The organism is Acidovorax sp. PRC11, assembly GCF_031844105.1.
Classification (GTDB): Bacteria; Pseudomonadota; Gammaproteobacteria; order Burkholderiales; family Burkholderiaceae_C; genus Paracidovorax.
The window spans coordinates 132,676-148,359 of record NZ_JAUZUQ010000013.1 but is presented as its reverse complement, the minus strand read 5'-3'; the positions used below and the strand labels follow the sequence as shown (position 1 = coordinate 148,359).

The 15,684-nt window shown below is 71.4% G+C and carries 17 protein-coding genes and 1 pseudogene; 11 read left to right on the top strand and 7 right to left on the bottom strand.

Translation table 11 applies throughout. The features are described 5' to 3' along the window. The 4 genes and pseudogenes from Q9R47_RS16030 to queF form a co-directional block, all read left to right on the top strand. Positions 1 to 1,306 (top strand): annotated as a pseudogene (locus Q9R47_RS16030) (ribonuclease E/G); the annotation flags it as partial. Positions 1,307 to 1,404: 98 nt separating this feature from the next. Then, positions 1,405 to 2,184, top strand: coding sequence for a peroxide stress protein YaaA (yaaA, locus tag Q9R47_RS16025; RefSeq protein WP_311234191.1), 780 nt, complete (start codon positions 1,405 to 1,407; stop codon positions 2,182 to 2,184). Positions 2,185 to 2,265: 81 nt separating this feature from the next. Then, positions 2,266 to 3,162 carry a 2OG-Fe(II) oxygenase gene (locus Q9R47_RS16020; protein WP_311234190.1) on the top strand — a complete coding sequence of 299 codons (897 nt, stop codon included), beginning with the start codon at positions 2,266 to 2,268 and terminating at the stop codon, positions 3,160 to 3,162. Positions 3,163 to 3,267: 105 nt separating this feature from the next. Continuing rightward, on the top strand, positions 3,268 to 4,113 hold the full coding sequence (gene queF, locus Q9R47_RS16015; protein WP_311234189.1) for an NADPH-dependent 7-cyano-7-deazaguanine reductase QueF: 846 nt from the start codon (positions 3,268 to 3,270) through the stop codon (positions 4,111 to 4,113). Positions 4,114 to 4,192: 79 nt separating this feature from the next. Here queF and Q9R47_RS16010 read toward each other — a convergent pair whose 3' ends face one another. Together Q9R47_RS16010 and murJ are read right to left on the bottom strand one after the other, a co-directional pair. Next, positions 4,193 to 5,044, bottom strand: coding sequence for a tetratricopeptide repeat protein (locus tag Q9R47_RS16010; protein ID WP_311234188.1), 852 nt, complete (start codon positions 5,042 to 5,044; stop codon positions 4,193 to 4,195). Positions 5,045 to 5,167: 123 nt separating this feature from the next. Then, positions 5,168 to 6,733 (bottom strand): murein biosynthesis integral membrane protein MurJ, encoded by a 1,566-nt coding sequence (murJ, locus tag Q9R47_RS16005; RefSeq protein ID WP_311234187.1) that lies wholly within the window; start codon positions 6,731 to 6,733, stop codon positions 5,168 to 5,170. Between the two features lie 187 nt (positions 6,734 to 6,920). Here murJ and rpsT point away from each other — a divergent pair, with 187 nt between their 5' ends. Beyond that, positions 6,921 to 7,220, top strand: a complete 300-nt coding sequence (gene rpsT / locus Q9R47_RS16000) for a 30S ribosomal protein S20 (RefSeq protein ID WP_011794312.1) — start codon at positions 6,921 to 6,923, stop codon at positions 7,218 to 7,220. A gap of 151 nt (positions 7,221 to 7,371) precedes the next feature. On the opposite strand, the gene Q9R47_RS15995 is transcribed toward rpsT, so the two are convergent. Then, positions 7,372 to 7,701: a DUF3579 domain-containing protein gene (locus Q9R47_RS15995; protein ID WP_164071038.1), complete on the bottom strand. Its 330-nt coding sequence runs from the start codon at positions 7,699 to 7,701 to the stop codon at positions 7,372 to 7,374. A gap of 259 nt (positions 7,702 to 7,960) precedes the next feature. Between Q9R47_RS15995 and Q9R47_RS15990 the strand changes: the two genes are divergently transcribed. The 4 genes from Q9R47_RS15990 (at position 7,961) to Q9R47_RS15975 (ending at position 11,291) form a co-directional block, all read left to right on the top strand. Further along, positions 7,961 to 9,157 carry an aspartate aminotransferase family protein gene (locus Q9R47_RS15990; RefSeq protein WP_311234186.1) on the top strand — a complete coding sequence of 399 codons (1,197 nt, stop codon included), beginning with the start codon at positions 7,961 to 7,963 and terminating at the stop codon, positions 9,155 to 9,157. Then, on the top strand, positions 9,154 to 10,086 hold the full coding sequence (argF, locus tag Q9R47_RS15985; RefSeq protein ID WP_311234185.1) for an ornithine carbamoyltransferase: 933 nt from the start codon (positions 9,154 to 9,156) through the stop codon (positions 10,084 to 10,086). The genes Q9R47_RS15990 and argF overlap by 4 nt, the downstream gene beginning before the upstream one ends. Positions 10,087 to 10,129: 43 nt before the next feature. Further along, positions 10,130 to 10,825 carry a hypothetical protein gene (locus Q9R47_RS15980; RefSeq protein WP_311234184.1) on the top strand — a complete coding sequence of 232 codons (696 nt, stop codon included), beginning with the start codon at positions 10,130 to 10,132 and terminating at the stop codon, positions 10,823 to 10,825. Positions 10,826 to 11,087: 262 nt separating this feature from the next. Beyond that, positions 11,088 to 11,291 carry a hypothetical protein gene (locus Q9R47_RS15975; RefSeq protein ID WP_311234183.1) on the top strand — a complete coding sequence of 68 codons (204 nt, stop codon included), beginning with the start codon at positions 11,088 to 11,090 and terminating at the stop codon, positions 11,289 to 11,291. A 21-nt stretch (positions 11,292 to 11,312) separates the two neighbouring features. On the opposite strand, the gene Q9R47_RS15970 is transcribed toward Q9R47_RS15975, so the two are convergent. Genes Q9R47_RS15970 through Q9R47_RS15960 form a run of 3 tightly spaced genes read right to left on the bottom strand, consistent with a single transcriptional unit; the run spans position 11,313 to position 13,849 of the window. Then, a complete protein-coding gene (locus Q9R47_RS15970) occupies positions 11,313 to 11,633 on the bottom strand; it encodes a hypothetical protein (protein WP_311234182.1) in 321 nt (106 codons plus the stop codon). A gap of 6 nt (positions 11,634 to 11,639) precedes the next feature. Continuing rightward, complete coding sequence (locus Q9R47_RS15965; protein ID WP_311234181.1) at positions 11,640 to 13,535, bottom strand: ferrous iron transporter B; 1,896 nt, start codon at positions 13,533 to 13,535, stop codon at positions 11,640 to 11,642. Then, positions 13,532 to 13,849: a FeoA family protein gene (locus tag Q9R47_RS15960; protein ID WP_311234180.1), complete on the bottom strand. Its 318-nt coding sequence runs from the start codon at positions 13,847 to 13,849 to the stop codon at positions 13,532 to 13,534. The genes Q9R47_RS15965 and Q9R47_RS15960 overlap by 4 nt, the downstream gene beginning before the upstream one ends. Positions 13,850 to 14,022: 173 nt before the next feature. Between Q9R47_RS15960 and Q9R47_RS15955 the strand changes: the two genes are divergently transcribed. Beyond that, positions 14,023 to 14,349 carry a YkgJ family cysteine cluster protein gene (locus Q9R47_RS15955; protein ID WP_160018266.1) on the top strand — a complete coding sequence of 109 codons (327 nt, stop codon included), beginning with the start codon at positions 14,023 to 14,025 and terminating at the stop codon, positions 14,347 to 14,349. Here the strand turns inward: Q9R47_RS15955 and Q9R47_RS15950 are convergent. Next, positions 14,339 to 14,818, bottom strand: a complete 480-nt coding sequence (locus Q9R47_RS15950) for an Lrp/AsnC family transcriptional regulator (RefSeq protein ID WP_311234179.1) — start codon at positions 14,816 to 14,818, stop codon at positions 14,339 to 14,341. The genes Q9R47_RS15955 and Q9R47_RS15950 overlap by 11 nt on opposite strands. A gap of 136 nt (positions 14,819 to 14,954) precedes the next feature. Here Q9R47_RS15950 and kynB point away from each other — a divergent pair, with 136 nt between their 5' ends. Beyond that, complete coding sequence (gene kynB, locus Q9R47_RS15945; RefSeq protein WP_311234178.1) at positions 14,955 to 15,605, top strand: arylformamidase; 651 nt, start codon at positions 14,955 to 14,957, stop codon at positions 15,603 to 15,605. Positions 15,606 to 15,684: the final 79 nt, after the last annotated feature.

Here is a 15,684-nt window from a genome sequence, read left to right as displayed (position 1 = left end):
CGAGAACGGCGCAGCGGAAGGCCGCGGCGGCCGCCGTGGCGAACGCGGTGACCGCGTGGAGCGCGCCGAGGGCGAAGCGCCCCGCAACGGCCGCGGCCCGCGCGACGCAGAAATCCGTGAAGGCCGGGAAGGCCGGGAAGGCGGCCGGGGCCGTGACCGCGAAGGCGGCCGCGAGAACGGACGCGAAGGTGGCCGCGAAGCCGGCGCCCGCGGTGAAGGCGAATTCGCACCCCGCAACGGCCGTGAAGGCAGGGAAGGCCGCGAAGGCGGCCGGGGCCGCGAGCGCCGCGACCCGCTGGACACCCAGCGCCAGCAGCCGCTGGGCACGGAAGCCGGCCTGGCCGCCGGCGCCGCGGACGTGGCGCTGGACGGTGGCGCTGCTGCCGGCGTGCCGCCGCAGGACCGCGCCGAGCGCGGTTCGCGGGGTGGCCGTGGCCGCGGTGGCGAGCGCCGCGAGCGCGCTCCCCGCGGCGAAGAAGGCCAGGGCGAATTCGTGGACACGTCCCCGCTCGCCTCGCTGCCCGACCTCGACCTGACCACGGACGACGCGGCGAGCCCGGCCGCTGCCGGTGACGAGCCGCGCCGCGAGCGCCGCTCGCGCGACCGCTATGGCCGCGACCGCCGCGACCGCGCACCGCGCGAAGGCGCCGAAGCGGAAGCGTCGGCAGGCAGCGCGGACGCTGCTCCGGAAGCCGTGTCTGCCGAGCCCGCCGCGGCAGCGGAGGACGCATCCCAGGATGCGCCGCGCCGCAGCTACTTCAGCCAGTCCGGCGGTGCGGCCCCTGCCCCGGCACCTGTGGCCCCGGCTGCCGCAACCGTGCTGCCGGAGGCTTCGGCACCTGCCACGGCACCGGTGCCCGCAGCGGCTCCGGCGCAGCCCGTAATGGCGGCGCCAGAAGTGGCCGCTGTGGACACGGCCCCAGCCTACGTGCAACCACCTGTGCAGGCTCCGGCACCGGCCGCCCTCAAGCCCGCCGCGCCCGCTCCGGCACAGCCCGCTCAGGCGCCGGCACCGGTGGCAGCCGCCGCCGCGCCCGGCCTGCCGCGCGTGCAGGCGTTCGCGCTGCCGATCGACGAGCTGAACCGCATCGCCGAAGGCTCGGGCCTGCAGTGGGTGAACTCGGATGCCGAGAAGATCGCCGCCGCACAGGCGGCGATCGCCGCCGAGCCCCGCCCTGTGCACGTGCCGCGTGAACGGCCCCCGGTGGTCGTGCTGGATGAAGGTCCGCTGGTGCTGGTGGAAACCCGCCGCGACCTGCGCGACCTGAAGCTGCCCTTCGAAGAGCAGCCCTCGTCCGCTGCCTGATGGCGCCAGGGGCCGCGCCACCGGTGCGCCGGTGCCGCGGCCCTGTCTTTTTTCGCGGGCGCTGAGCGCGCCCCGCTTCCCCGAGGAATCCGCGACCCATGCTGTTCCTGCTGTCTCCCGCCAAGTCGCTCGACTACGACACGCCGCTGCCCGCCGGGCTGCCGCACACCCTGCCGCCGTTCATTCCCGAATCCACGCGCCTCATCGATGTGCTGCGGGAGAAGTCGCCGCAGGAACTCGCCTCCCTCATGTCCATCAGCGACACGCTGGCCGGGCTGAATGCCGCCCGCTACGCCGCCTGGTCGCCGCGCTTCACCGCGGCCAATGCCCGCCAGGCGCTCTTCGCCTTCAACGGCGACGTGTACGAGGGCCTGCAGGCGCACAGCCTGGGCGAGGACGGGCTGCGCTGGGCGCAGGACCACATCGCCATCCTGAGCGGCCTCTACGGCGTGCTGCGGCCGCTCGACCGGATGCAGCCCTACCGCCTGGAGATGGGCACGCGGCTGGCCACGGATGCCGGCGCGAACCTCTACGGCTTCTGGGGCCCGCGCATCGCCGAGCACCTCAACCAGCGGCTCGCGGCGGACGCCACGCCCGTGGTGGTCAACCTGGCCTCGCAGGAATACTTCAAATCCGTGGACCCGCGCGTGCTCAAGGCCCGCGTCCTCGAATGCGTGTTCGAGGACTGGAAGGGCGGCCGCTACAAGATCATCAGCTTGCATGCCAAGCGCGCACGTGGCCTCATGGCGCGCTACGCGATCCAGCACCGCGTGCTCACCCCGCGCCAGCTCGAGGGTTTCGACCTCGAAGGCTATGCGTTCGACCAGGCTGCCTCGGCGACCGACCGGCTCGTGTTCCGCCGCCGGATCGAGGACTGAGGCCGTGGGAGCGCACCCTGCCGGCCCATCGAAAAACCGCACGCCCGGGCCGTGTTTGCCGCGGGCGTTAAGGTAGTTGCCATGTCCGCCCACAGCCCTTCCGCCGAGCGCGCCGACACGGGCGCCGACCTTTCGCAATCCGTCACGCCCGAGCTGCGCGCGTGGATCGTCGCCCAGGCCCAGGCGGGCTTCGGCGCGGCCGCGGTGCTCCAGTCGATGCTCGACGCCGGCTGGAACGAGGACATCGCCGCCTACGCGATGGAGCACGTCCTGCGCGACCACCTGGAGACGCTGGCCGTGCAGCAGGGCCAGCCGCCCGCATCCCGCGTGCCCGAGCCCGATCTGTCGGCTTCGCCCGGCCTGATCGACGTGGGCGACCGGCAGGTGCAGGTGCTGATGGCGATGGCGCAGCCGCGGGTGGTGCTGTTCGGCAACCTGCTCTCGCCCGAGGAGTGCGACGCCATCATCGACGCGGCCCGCCCGCGCATGGCCCGCTCGCTCACCGTGGCCACGCGCACGGGCGGCGAGGAAGTGAACGACGACCGCACGAGCAACGGCATGTTCTTCCAGCGCGAAGAGAACCCGGTGGTCGCGCGGCTGGAGGAGCGCATCGCCCGGCTGGTGAACTGGCCGCTGGAGAACGGCGAGGGCCTGCAGGTGCTGCACTACCGCCCCGGCGCGGAGTACAAGCCGCACTACGACTATTTCGATCCCGCCGAGCCGGGCACGCCCACGATCCTGCGCCGCGGAGGGCAGCGCGTGGCGACGCTCGTCATCTACCTCAACGATCCCGAGCAGGGCGGCGGCACCACGTTCCCCGACGTGCACCTCGAGGTCGCGCCGCGGCGCGGCAACGCGGTGTTCTTCAGCTACGAACGCCCCCACCCATCCACGCGCACGCTCCACGGCGGCGCTCCCGTGCTCGCGGGCGACAAGTGGATCGCGACCAAGTGGCTGCGCGAGCGGCGCTTCGAATGAGGCGCCCGGCCGGTGGCGGCCGCCCTGCCCCTCCCCGCGCTCCACGTCCCACTCCCGCACACCCCATGCCGCCCCCGCGGCGGCGATGAAACCCCAGGCCCCGCCATGAACACTCCCGACCAGTCGCAGCTCGGCCGCACGTCGGCCTATGCCGACCAGTACGACGCCTCGCTGCTTTTCCCCCTGCCGCGCCAGCCCAAGCGCGACGAGATCGGCATCGCCGGTGCGCCGCCCTTCTTCGGCGCGGACCTGTGGACGGCCTTCGAGCTCTCCTGGCTGAACCTGCGCGGCAAGCCGCAGGTCGCGATCGCGCACGTCACCGTACCCTGCGAGACGCCGAACATCATCGAGAGCAAGTCGTTCAAGCTCTACCTCAACAGCTTCAACAACACGCGTTTTTCCGAGGCCGCCGAGGTGCAGGCCCGCCTGCGCGCGGACCTGAGCGAGGCCGTCTGGCGCGGTTCGGACCGGCCCGCCACGGTCGGCGTGAAGCTGGTGCTGCCCGAGCTGTTCGACCGCGAGCCCGTGCAGGAATTCGACGGCCTGCTGCTCGACCGCCTGGACGTGGAGTGCACGCAGTACACGCCGGCCCCCGAGCTGCTGCATGCGAACCACGCCGAGGCGCCGGTGACCGAGACGCTCACCAGCCACCTGCTCAAGAGCAATTGCCTGGTGACCGGGCAGCCCGACTGGGGGAGCGTGCGCATCCAGTACAGCGGCGCGCAGATCGACCAGGCGGGCCTGCTGCAGTACCTGGTGAGCTTCCGCAACCACAACGAGTTCCACGAGCAGTGCGTGGAGCGCATCTTCATGGACGTGTGGACGCGCTGCCGGCCGATCAGGCTGTCGGTGTACGCACGCTACACCCGCCGCGGCGGGCTGGACATCAACCCCCTGCGCACGAGCCATCCGCAGGCCTTGCCGCCCAACGTGCGCACGGCGCGGCAGTAGGGGCCGCCGGCGGCGCCTCGCCCGGACGAGCCGCTTCGCCGGGCCCTGCCAGCGGCCCTGGCAGCGTACGGGCCGCCCGTCAGTGGCTGGCTCGGCGCAACTGCTCCAGGCGCGCGGCGATGTCGCCCACGTCGAGCGCGTCCTCGGCGTGCGCGAGGTAGGTCTCCAGATCCGACACGGCCCCGTCGGCATCGCCCAGCTCGGCCCGCGCGAGGCCTCGGTCGCGCCACTCGCCCCAGGCGTCGGGCAGCAGCAGCACGAGGCGCTCCTGCACGGCCGCGAGGCGCTCCCAGTCCTGCTGGGAGCGGTGGATCTCCTTGAGGTTGCGCAGCATGCGCGCGATCACCTCGCGCGCCGGTGATGCCTGCAGGTAGAGCCCCAGCGGCACCTCGAAATCGTCCACGAGGCCGCTGCGGCGCCGGAACGGCTCCAGGCGCTCGGCCAGGTCTTCGCGGGAGAGCGACTGGCCCGTGGTCGGGTCGAGCACCACCTGCCCGCGCGGCAGCAGCACCTTGACCATGAAGTGCCCGGGAAACGAGATGCCCCGCACGTGCAGGCCCAGCCCCTGTGCGAGTTCCATCCACAGCACCGCCAGCGAGATCGGGATGCCGCGGCGCGTGCGCAGCACGGCGTTCAGGTAGCTGTTGTCCGGGTCGTAGTAGTTGTTGACGTTGCCCCCGAAACCCAGGTCGTGGAAGAAGAACTGGTTCAGCGAGCGCAGCCGCTGCAGCGAGGAAGCCTCCTCGGGCAGCCGGCGCCGCAGCCGGGCGAGCAGTTGGTCGATGTCGCCGAGCAGCTGCTGCACGTCGAGCTCGGGGTACTCGTCGTGCGCGATGCAGGCGGCGGCCTCCAGCAGGGGGAACTGGTCGTCGCTCTGCACCAGGGCGGCGAAGTATTCGAGCGGGGTCGGAAGGGTATAGCTCAGGACCATGCCGGTGGTTGTACGGGCGGGCGCCGGGGGACGTCAAGCGGGTGGCGTGCCTGCGCAGGTAAAGAAAATGGAATCGGCCGGACTGCGGGGGCCCTGCGGACCGCATGGGGGCCGGACGGAAGCTCAGCGCCGCAGCAGCTGGCGCAGCTTCAGGCCGGCCGCCCACAGGGCGCCGAAGTACAGGACGGCCGCCCCCGCCAGCAGCACCGCGAGCCAGCCGGCGCGCTGCGCCTCGTGGGCCCGCAGCGCGATCCAGTCGAAATGCCGGGAGGCCCAGATGAGGAAGATCGCCAGCAGCGCGCTGGCCGCCACCACCTGCAGCAGCAGCCGCCCCCAGCCCGGCTGCGGCTGGAAGCTGCCGCGCCGCAGCAGCCCCACCAGCAGCCAGAGCGCGTTCACGAGCGCCCCCAGGCCGATCGACAGCGCCAGCCCCGCGTGCTGGAGGGTCGGCACCAGGACCGCGTTGAGCAGCTGCGTGATCACCAGCACCACCACCGCGATGCGCACCGGCGTGCGGATGTCCTGGCTGGCGTAGTAGCCGGGCGCCAGCACCTTGATGGCGACCAGGCCCAGCAGCCCCACGCCGTAGCCGGCGAGCGCGAGCGCGATCTGCCCGACGTCGCCGTCGTGCAGCGCCCCGTGGTGGAACAGCGTCGCCACCAGCGGCTGCGCGAAGGTGAGCAGCGCCACCGCGCACGGCACGGACAGCACCACCACGATGCGCAGGCCCCAATCGAGCATGGCCGAATAGCGCGCGGCGTCGCCGGCCGCGCGCGCCGCCGCCAGCTGGGGCGTGAGCACCACGCCCAGGGCCACGCCCAGCAGCGAGGTGGGGAACTCCATGAGCCGGTCCGCATAGAACAGCCAGGTGACGCTGCCCGGGGCCAGGTAGGAGGCGATCTGCGTGTTGATCATGAGCGAGATCTGCGCCACGCCCACGCCCAGCAGCGCCGGCCCCATGAGCGTGAGGATGCGCCGCACGCCGGGATCGCGCCAGGCGGCGCCGATGGCGGCCGGCGCGAGGCCGATGCGCGGCAGCAGCCGCAGTCGGTGCAGCGCCGGCAGCTGCACGGCCAGCTGGGCGATGCCGCCCAGCATCACGCCGCCGGCCATGGCGTAGATGGGCTCGATGCCGCGCGCGGCGAATTGCGGCGCGCCCAGCCACGCCGCCAGGATCATGCAGACGTTGAGCAGCACCGGCGTGGCCGCCGGCACGGCGAAGCGCTTCCAGGTGTTGAGCACCCCGGCGGAGAGCGCCACGAGCGACATGAAGCCGATGTAGGGGAACATCCAGCGCGTCATGAGCACCGCGGCGCCGTAGCCCTCCGCGTCCTGCCGCAGGCCGCTCGCCAGCAGCCACACCAGCAGCGGCGCCCCGAGCACGCCCGCCACGCAGGTGGCGAGCAGCACCCAGAACAGCGCGGTCGCCACGCTGGAGATCAGCGTGCGGGTGGCCTCTTCGCCGTGCTGCGCGCGGTGGGTGGCGAGCACCGGCACGAAGGCCTGGCTGAACGCGCCCTCGGCGAAGAGGCGGCGGAACAGGTTGGGAATGCGGAAGGCGACGTTGAAGGCGTCGGTGAGCGCGCTGGCCCCGAACATCGACGCCATCAGCAGGTCGCGCACGAGGCCCGTCACGCGGGAGGCCAGGGTCAGCAGGGAGACGGTGGAGGCGGCTTTGAACAGGGACACGGCGGGAGTGTATGCGCTGCGGGCGGGGCCGCCGGCGGGAGCGCGGTGGGTGGCCGGATGCGGCCCGGGCACGGCCCGGATGCGGCCCGCTCACCTGCCGCAGACGGGTGGCGAGCACCCCGTTTTGCGCCTGGGCTATAATCGCCGGCTTTGCTGACATCATCCTCAGACACCTAAGGAATACACCATGGCATCTGCCAAGCCCAAGAAAAAGAACCCCCGCCTCGCCTCCGGCCGCAAGCGCGCGCGCCAGGACGTGAAGCTGAACGCAGCCAACACCTCGCTGCGCTCGAAGTACCGCACCGCCGTCAAGAACGTCGAGAAGGCCGTCCTGGCCGGCGACAAGACGAAGGCCTCCGAACTGTTCGCCAAGATGCAGTCCGTGGTCGACACGATCGCCGACAAGGGCATCTTCCACAAGAACAAGGCCGCTCGCGACAAGAGCCGCCTGTCCGCCAAGGTGAAAGCCCTGGCACTGGCCGCCTGACCCTCTTCAGGCAACAGCCCGGGCGGCCCCGCCGTCCGCCGTTTGCAACGGGTGCGCTGTCAGCAAAAAACGGAAAACCGCCCTCGGGCGGTTTTTTCGTTTCCGGCGCCGCATCGCGCATGCGCGATGTGGCGGTGGTCGATGGCGGCGCTCAGGCCTTGCCGGGAGCGGGCGTGCCGTCGGGCAGCAGGCAGGCCTCGGCCACCTGCAGGCCGTTGTCGCGCGCGAAATTCATCACGAAGTCCCAGGCCATGGGCTCGTGCCCCTGCAGGTCGCGGTGGACGACCACGCACTTCACGCCGTTCATCGTGGTCGGCACGCACCAGGGGGAATAGCTCAGGTGGCTGCCGGGCCGGGCGCCGCCCGGCCGGAACTGGCTCATGACCCCCGCCAGGCGCTCGGCCCAGTCGCTCGGGCGGAAGGTTTTCCCGTCGTGGGTGATGCCTTGGATGAAGACTTCTTGCGAGTTGGGGGAAACCATGGGGGATCGGGGGGTCGTGGAGGGGAGTCGCCGCAGGATCGCCGCCAGGCGCTACTGCCCGGCATTCTAACTCTTATATAAGAGCTGGCCCGGCAAAGACCCTGGCGCGCGCGCCCCGCACGCATGGCTGTGATGCGCAATCGGCAATGGCCGCGCCGTGGGCTGCACCTAGAATCGTGTCTCACGCGCACCGGCAGGCACCGCCCTTCCGGCCACCGCATTCTTTCCCGTTCCGCATCGACGCCCAGGAGATTCCCGCATGAGCGCTTCCGCCCCGCCCGCTTCGCCCCACGTGATGAATACCTACGGCCGCCTGCCGATCGCGCTCGAGCGCGGCCAGGGCTGCCGCGTATGGGACGTGGACGGCCGGCAGTACCTCGACGCGCTGGGCGGCATCGCCGTGAATACGCTGGGCCACAACCACCCGAAGCTGGTGCCCGCGCTGCAGGAGCAGGTGGCCAAGCTGATCCACAGCTCGAACTACTACCACGTGCCCCTGCAGGAGCAACTGGCCGCGCAGCTGGTGGAGCGCTCGGGCATGACCAACGTGTTCTTCTGCAATTCGGGCCTGGAGGCCAACGAGGCCGCGCTCAAGCTGGCCCGCAAGTACGGCCACGACAAGGGCATCGAGCGTCCGCAGATCGTGGTGTATGAGAAGGCCTTCCACGGCCGCTCGATCGCCACGCTCTCGGCCACCGGCAACCCCAAGGTGCAGGCCGGCTTCGGCCCGCTGGTGGAAGGCTTCATCCGCGTGCCGATGAACGACATCGAGGCCATCCGCAAGGCGACGGAAGGCAACCCGGACGTGGTGGCCGTGTTCTTCGAGACCATCCAGGGCGAAGGCGGCGTGAACCCCATGCGCATCGAGTACCTGCAGCAGCTGCGGCAGCTCTGCGACGAGCGCGGCTGGCTGATGATGATCGACGAGGTGCAGTGCGGCATGGGCCGCACCGGCAAGTGGTTCGCGCACCAGTGGGCCGGCATCGTGCCGGACGTGATGCCGCTCGCCAAGGGCCTGGGCTCGGGCGTGCCGATCGGCGCGGTGGTGGCCGGCCCGAAGGCGGCGAACATCTTCGCGCCGGGCAACCACGGCACGACCTTCGGCGGCAACCCGCTGGCCATGCGGGCCGGCGTGGAAACCATCCGCATCATGGAAGAAGAAGGCCTGATGCAGAACGCGGCCGACGTGGGCGCCCACCTGAAGGCGGCGCTGCAGCGCGAACTGGGATCGCTGCCCGGCGTGAAGGACATCCGCGGCCAGGGCCTGATGCTGGGCATCGAGCTCGACCGCCCCTGCGGCGTGCTCGTGGGCCGCGCGGCCGAGGCCGGCCTACTGCTCTCGGTGACCGCCGAAAGCGTGATCCGCATGGTGCCCTCGCTGATCCTCACGCGGGAAGAGGCCGACGAGATCGTGTCCCTGCTCGCCCCGCTGGTCAAAGCCTTCCTGGCCGAATGAAAGCCGTCCCCGACATGAAGCATTACCTGCAGTTCAAGGATCTCTCCGCCGAGGATTACGCCTACCTCTTCGAACGCGCGGCGGCGATCAAGGGCAAGTTCAAGCGCTACGAGAAGCACCATCCGCTCACGGACCGCACCCTGGCCATGATCTTCGAGAAGGCCAGCACGCGCACCCGCGTGAGCTTCGAGGCGGGCATGTACCAGCTGGGCGGCAGCGTGGTGCACCTCACCACGGGCGACAGCCAGCTCGGCCGCGCCGAGCCGATCGAGGACAGCGCCAAGGTCATCAGCCGCATGGTGGATCTAGTGATGATCCGCACCTACGAGCAGACCAAGATCGAGCGCTTCGCGGAGCACTCGCGGGTGCCGGTCATCAACGGCCTCACCAACGAGTTCCACCCCTGCCAGATCCTGGCCGACATCTTCACCTTCATCGAGCACCGCGGCTCCATCCAGGGCAGGACGGTGGCGTGGGTGGGCGACGGCAACAACATGGCCAACACCTGGCTGCAGGCGGCCGAGCTGCTGGGCTTCACCGTGCACGTGAGCACGCCCTCGGGCTACGAGGTGGACAGCCGCATCGCGGGCGTGGCGGCCGGCTCGCACTACAAGGTGTTCAGCGACCCGCTGGAAGCCTGCCGCGGCGCCGACCTGATCACCACCGACGTGTGGACCAGCATGGGCTACGAGGCCGAGAACGAGGCCCGCAAGAAGGCGTTCGCCGACTGGTGCGTGGATGCGGAGATGATGGCCGCGGCGCGCCCGGAAGCGCTCTTCATGCACTGCCTGCCGGCGCACCGCGGCGAGGAAGTCGAGGCCGACGTGATCGACGGCCCGCAGTCCGTGGTCTGGGACGAGGCGGAAAACCGCATGCACGTGCAGAAGGCGCTGATGGAATACCTGCTGCTCGGACGGGTCGCCGCCTGAAGGCGCCGCCCTCGCCGAGCGGCGCACGCCGTCCACCGCCGCCATGGCCGCTCCCGACCGCAGCGCGCTCCTGAACCGCTGGGAGGCGCTCGGAGCGTCTTTCTCGACCCAGGGCCCGGCCTGGACGGCCGAGGGCCGCCGGCTGCTGCGCCACTGGTCGCTCTGGCCCCGGGCATACCACGACACGCACCACCTGCAGGCCTGCCTCGACCATTGGGAGGCCGCGCGCAGCGGGGCCGGCGACGGGCGGGATGCGGGCCACGCCGAGGCGATGGACGCCCCCCAGGCCGTCGCCCTGGCCCTCTGGTTCCACGACGCCGTCTACTGGCCCTGGTCGGGCCGCAACGAGGAGCGCAGCGCCCGCTGGGCCCGCCGCTTCCTGCAGGGCCAGGGCCTTCCCGCGGCCACCGTGGACACCGTGGAGCGCCACATCCTCGCGACGCGCCACGGCCATCCCGCAGCAGCAGCGGCGGGCGACGACCGCTGGGTGCTGGACATCGACCTCGCCATCCTCGGCCAGCCGCCCGCGGTGTATGCCGCGTTCGAGCGCAATGTGCGGCGCGAATACCGCTTCGTGCGCTGGCCCCGCTACCGCACCGGCCGCTGTGCGATCCTGCGCTCGTTCCTGGAGCGTCCTGCGCTGTATGAGACGGAATGGTTCCGAAGCCGTTACGAAGCGCAGGCGCGGGTGAACCTGGCGCACGCGCTGGACGTGCTGGGCGGCGGCGGCGCGTTCTGAACCAGCAGAGCCTTCCCATGAAGAAAATGCTCTGGATGGCCGTTCTGGCCCTGGCCACCACCGCCTCCCGGCGGCCTACGCGGACGCCGGTCCAGCCCGGGACTTCTGGCGGCCGAAGAACCTGCGCCAGGCCACCGTTGACCAGCCTTCGGCGCGCAGCTTCGGTCAAGGAAACTGCGGCCACCTCGTGCTGGACGAGCGGCGCCTGCGGTTCTTTCTTTCGCACGCCCGGCCGGCCACTTCGGACCGCTATGACCAGGAAATGCAGACCGACGACTGCAACGCCGAAGGGCATATCGTGCTGAAGAACGGGCGCCGGTTCAAGGTATCGATCGACAACTGGACGGGCTGGGGTGCGGTGAGCGACGAACGCACCACGCAGTTCCTGTTCTGCAGCGCCTGCGCGGACATCCTGGAGCCGGGCTTCCCGTTCCGCGCGTCCGACCGGAAACCACCGGGCCGGTGAATCCCGGAAGCCGGCGGCGCTTCAGGCGCCGCCGCTGCCCTCGCCGTTGCCAGCGGCTCGGGACTTTGCCGCGCCAGCGCCCTGCGCAGCGCCCTGGGCCGGCGGATGGAAAACCATCGGCTGGGCACCGCCGCCCGCCGCCGCGCGCGGCGTCGAACAGCCACCCGCACTGCTCCCGCCGTCGCCGCTGCCGCAGCTGTCGCAGCCCCCGCAGCCGGCCGGCCCGGCCAGTGCCGGATGCACGGTGCCGAGGCGGCTGCGCCAGCGCCGCGGCAGGTAGCGCCATGCGACGTAGAGCACGGCCGCGGCGACGATCAGGCCGACGATGATGTCCTGGGCCATGGCGGTTCAACCTCCTCCGAGAGCGAGTGCGATGCGGTAGGTGACGAAGCTCGCGGCATACGCCAGCCCGAACAGGTAGCCCACCATGATGAGCGGATAGCGCCAGCCGTTGGTCTCGCGCCGCACCGCGGCGATGGTGGAGATGCACTGCGGCGCGAAGATGAACCACACCAGCAGCGACAGCGCCGTGGCCAGCGACCAGCTGCCGGCGATCAGCGGCCCCAGCTGCGCGGCGGCGTCGTCGCCGGTGGCGGAGAGCGCGTACACCGTGCCCAGGGCGCCCACCGCGACCTCGCGCGCGGCCATGCCGGGCACCAGCGCGATGCTGATCTGCCAGTTGAAGCCGATGGGCGCGAAGACCACCGCGAGCGCGCTGCCGATGCGGCCGGCGAAGCTGTATTCGATGGCCGGGCCCGTGGCGCCCTCGGGCGCGCCGGGGAACGACGACAGGAACCACAGCAGGATGGTGACGGCCAGGATGATGCCGCCCACGCGGCGCAGGAAGATCAGCGCCCGCTCCCAGAGGCCCAGGCCCAGGCCGCGCAGGCTGGGCCAGCGGTAGGCGGGCAGCTCCATCAGCAGCGGCGTCGCCCCGGCATTGCGGCGCGCCAGCTTGGCGACGGCCGCGACGGCCATGGCGCTCACGATGCCGCCCACGTACAGGCCGAACAGCACCAGGCCCTGCAGGTTGAACACGCCGCCCACGGTGCGTTCGGGGATGAAGGCGGCGATCAGCAGCGCATACACCGGCAGTCGCGCCGAGCAGGTCATCAGCGGCGCGATCATGATGGTCACGAGCCGGTCGCGCCAGTCGGGAATGGACCGCGTGGCCATCACGCCGGGAATGGCGCAGGCGAAGCTCGAGAGCAGCGGAATGAACGACCGGCCGGAGAGGCCCACCGTGCCCATCACGCGGTCGAGCAGGAAGGCGGCGCGCGGCAGGTAGCCGGAATCCTCGAGCACCAGGATGAAGAAGAACAGGATCAGGATCTGCGGCAGGAACACCACCACGCCGCCGGCGCCCGCGATGATGCCGTCGGTGAGCAGGCTGCGCAGCGTGCCTTCGGCCATGTGGGCGTTGATCCAGGCACCGGCCGCGGCCGTGGCGCCCTCGATCCAGCCCATGGGGGCCTCGGCCCAGCTGAACACCGCCTGGAACATCAGGAACAGCGTGGCGGCCAGCAGCAGCAGCCCCCATACCGGGTGCAGCACGACGGCGTCGATGCGGTCGTCGCCGCGCAGGCTCACCCGGGGCTCGCGCACGGCCAGGTCCATGATGCGGCGCACCTCCTGGTGCAGCTCCGCCACCTGGGGCTGCGCACCGCTTCCGGCAGCAGGTGCCGCCGGTGCCGACAGCGCGGACGCTGGCGCCTGGTCCAGCCACTGCAGCAGCTCGCGCACGCCGCCGGCGCGCACGCCCACGGTTTCGACCACCGGCATGCGCAGCTCGCGCGACAGCACCTCGCGGTCGATCGCGATGCCCTGGCGCTCGGCCATGTCGCTCATGTTGAGCGCCAGCACCATCGGCAAGCCGAGCGCGCGGGCTTCGAGCACCAGGCGCAGGTTGAGCCGCAGGTGCGTCGCGTCGGTCACGCACACCAGCAGATCGGGCAGCGGCTCGCCGGCGCGCCGCCCCGTGACGATGTCGCGCGTCACGGCCTCGTCGAGGCTGTGGGCGTTCAGGCTGTAGGTGCCGGGCAGGTCGAGCACGCGCACGCGGCGGCCGCCCGCGGTCTGCAGGTGCCCTTCCTTGCGTTCGACGGTGACGCCCGCGTAGTTGGCGACCTTCTGCCGCGCGCCGGTCAGCAGGTTGAAGAGTGCGGTCTTGCCGCAGTTGGGGTTGCCCAGCAGGGCGATGCGCAGCGGCTGTGCTGCGGATGCGGGAGATGCCTGCGCACTCATGCCGTGGCCTCCGGCTGCACCTGCACCAGCGCCGCCTCGTGGCGCCGCAGCGCGAAGGTGGCCTGGCCGATGCGCACGGCCAGCGGATCGCCGCCCGGGAAACCGCTGGCCACGATGCGCACGGGCTCGCCGGGCAGGAAACCGATCTCCATGAGGCGCTGCACGATGGCGTGGTCGCGGTCGTCGCGCGCGGGCTGGAAGGCGGCGACGTGGGCGGGCACGCTGCGCGGCAGCCGGTCCAGTCCCAGGGTCGTGGAGGGGGCGGTGGGCCGGGCGTGCGCAGACCCGGCCGCGTCTTCAGCGGACATTTTCATGGACGTTATGACTGGCAATGATATTTATTCTCATTCTACAGGCGTGGCGCCGGCGGGCCCCTGTTGCATCACAGACCCCTGCCGGCCGTGATGGTTCTGGGAAGGAGGACCGGATTTTCCGGCCGTCCCCGCCGCGTTGGGCACAATCCGTCCGCAACGCCCCCGATGTCCCGATGAGCCTCCACCCCTGCCTGAGCTGCGGCGCCTGCTGCGCGAGCTTCCGCGTCGATTTCTCGGTCCACGAATCGGAGGACGACGGCGGCAGCGTGCCCGCGGGCCTCACGGTGGAGGTGAACGCCGGCCTGCGCCGGATGCGCGGCACGGACCATGCCGCCCCGCGCTGCGCCGCGCTCTCGGGCACCGTGGGCACGCGGGCGGCCTGCGGCATCTACGAGTGGCGGCCCTCGCCCTGCCGCGAGTTCGAGGCCGGCAGCGAGGCCTGCGGCCGGGCGCGGCGGCGGCACGGCATGGGGCCGCTGCCCGACGGCTTCATCCTGTAGCCGGCACGGGCAGGCCGCCGACCCGGCCCTTGAACTCCTGCAGCGAGAAATAGCTGTGCACCCGCCGCACGCCGGGCAGGCGGTGCAGCCGGTTCTGCAGCAGCTGCGAGTAATCGTCCAGGTCGCGCGCGACCACCACCAGCATGAAGTCCTCGGGCCCGGAGATGCCATGGAACATCACCACCTCGGGGATCGCGCACACCGCTTCCTCGAAGGGCAGCGACGAGGCCTCGGTCTGGTGGTCGATGCCCACCATCACGAACACCATCACGCCGAGCCCCAGCGCCCGCCGGTCGAGCGCGGCGTGGTAGCCCGCGATCACGCCCCCGTCTTCCAGCCGCTTCACCCGGCGCCAGCAGGGCGATTGCGACAAGTGCGCGATCTGCGCGAGTTCGCCCGACGTCAGGCGGGCATCGTCCTGCAGGGCGGCCACGATCTGCCGGTCCGTCCGGTCCAGTTCCATTCGCATAAGTTTTTCCCGATGGGGCCCCAGGGGGAAGGATTTTCCAATTTGCGGGCCTGTAGGGATTAAACGACACCACGCGAGGCCCGTCTGCCCAGAATGCGCGCGTTGGCAGCGATGCCGCAGCCTTCCTGGAGCCCCCATGACCCTCTCCCGCACGCTGTGGGACATTTCCGCGCCGGTGCATGCCGGCAGCCCGGTGTTCCCCGGCGACACGCCCTACTCGCAGCAGTGGTGCGCCACCATCGGCCCGCAGTGCCCGGTGAACGTGAGCGCCCTGGCGATGTCGCCGCACGTCGGCACGCACGCGGACGCGCCGCTGCACTACGACCCTCAGGGCGCCACGATCGGCGACCTGCCGCTGGACGCCTTCCTGGGCCCGTGCCGCGTCATCCATGCGATCGGGCGCGGCCCGCTGGTGCAGTGGGAGCACATCGCCCACGCGGTGGAGCGCGCCGGAACGGAGCTGCCGCCGCGCGTGCTGGTGCGCACCTACGAACGCATGCCGGTGGACCGCTGGGACGGCGCGCTGGCGGCCTATGCGCCCGCCACCATCGAGCGCCTGGCCGACCGGGGCGTGGTGCTGGTGGGCATCGATACCGCGAGCATCGACCCGGCCGACAGCAAGGCGCTCGAGAGCCACCAGGTGATCCGCCGCCGCGGACTGCGCGTGCTGGAGAACCTCGTGCTGGACGGCGTGCCCGAAGGCGACTACGAACTGATCGCCCTGCCCCTGAAGCTCACCACCGCCGACGCCTCGCCCGTGCGCGCGGTGCTGCGCGCGCTCTCCTGATCGGCCGCCCACCCGGCACCGCCACATCCCCAGGCCCCAGCCGACTCCGCCCCCTTTCTTCTCTTCCATCGCAGGAATG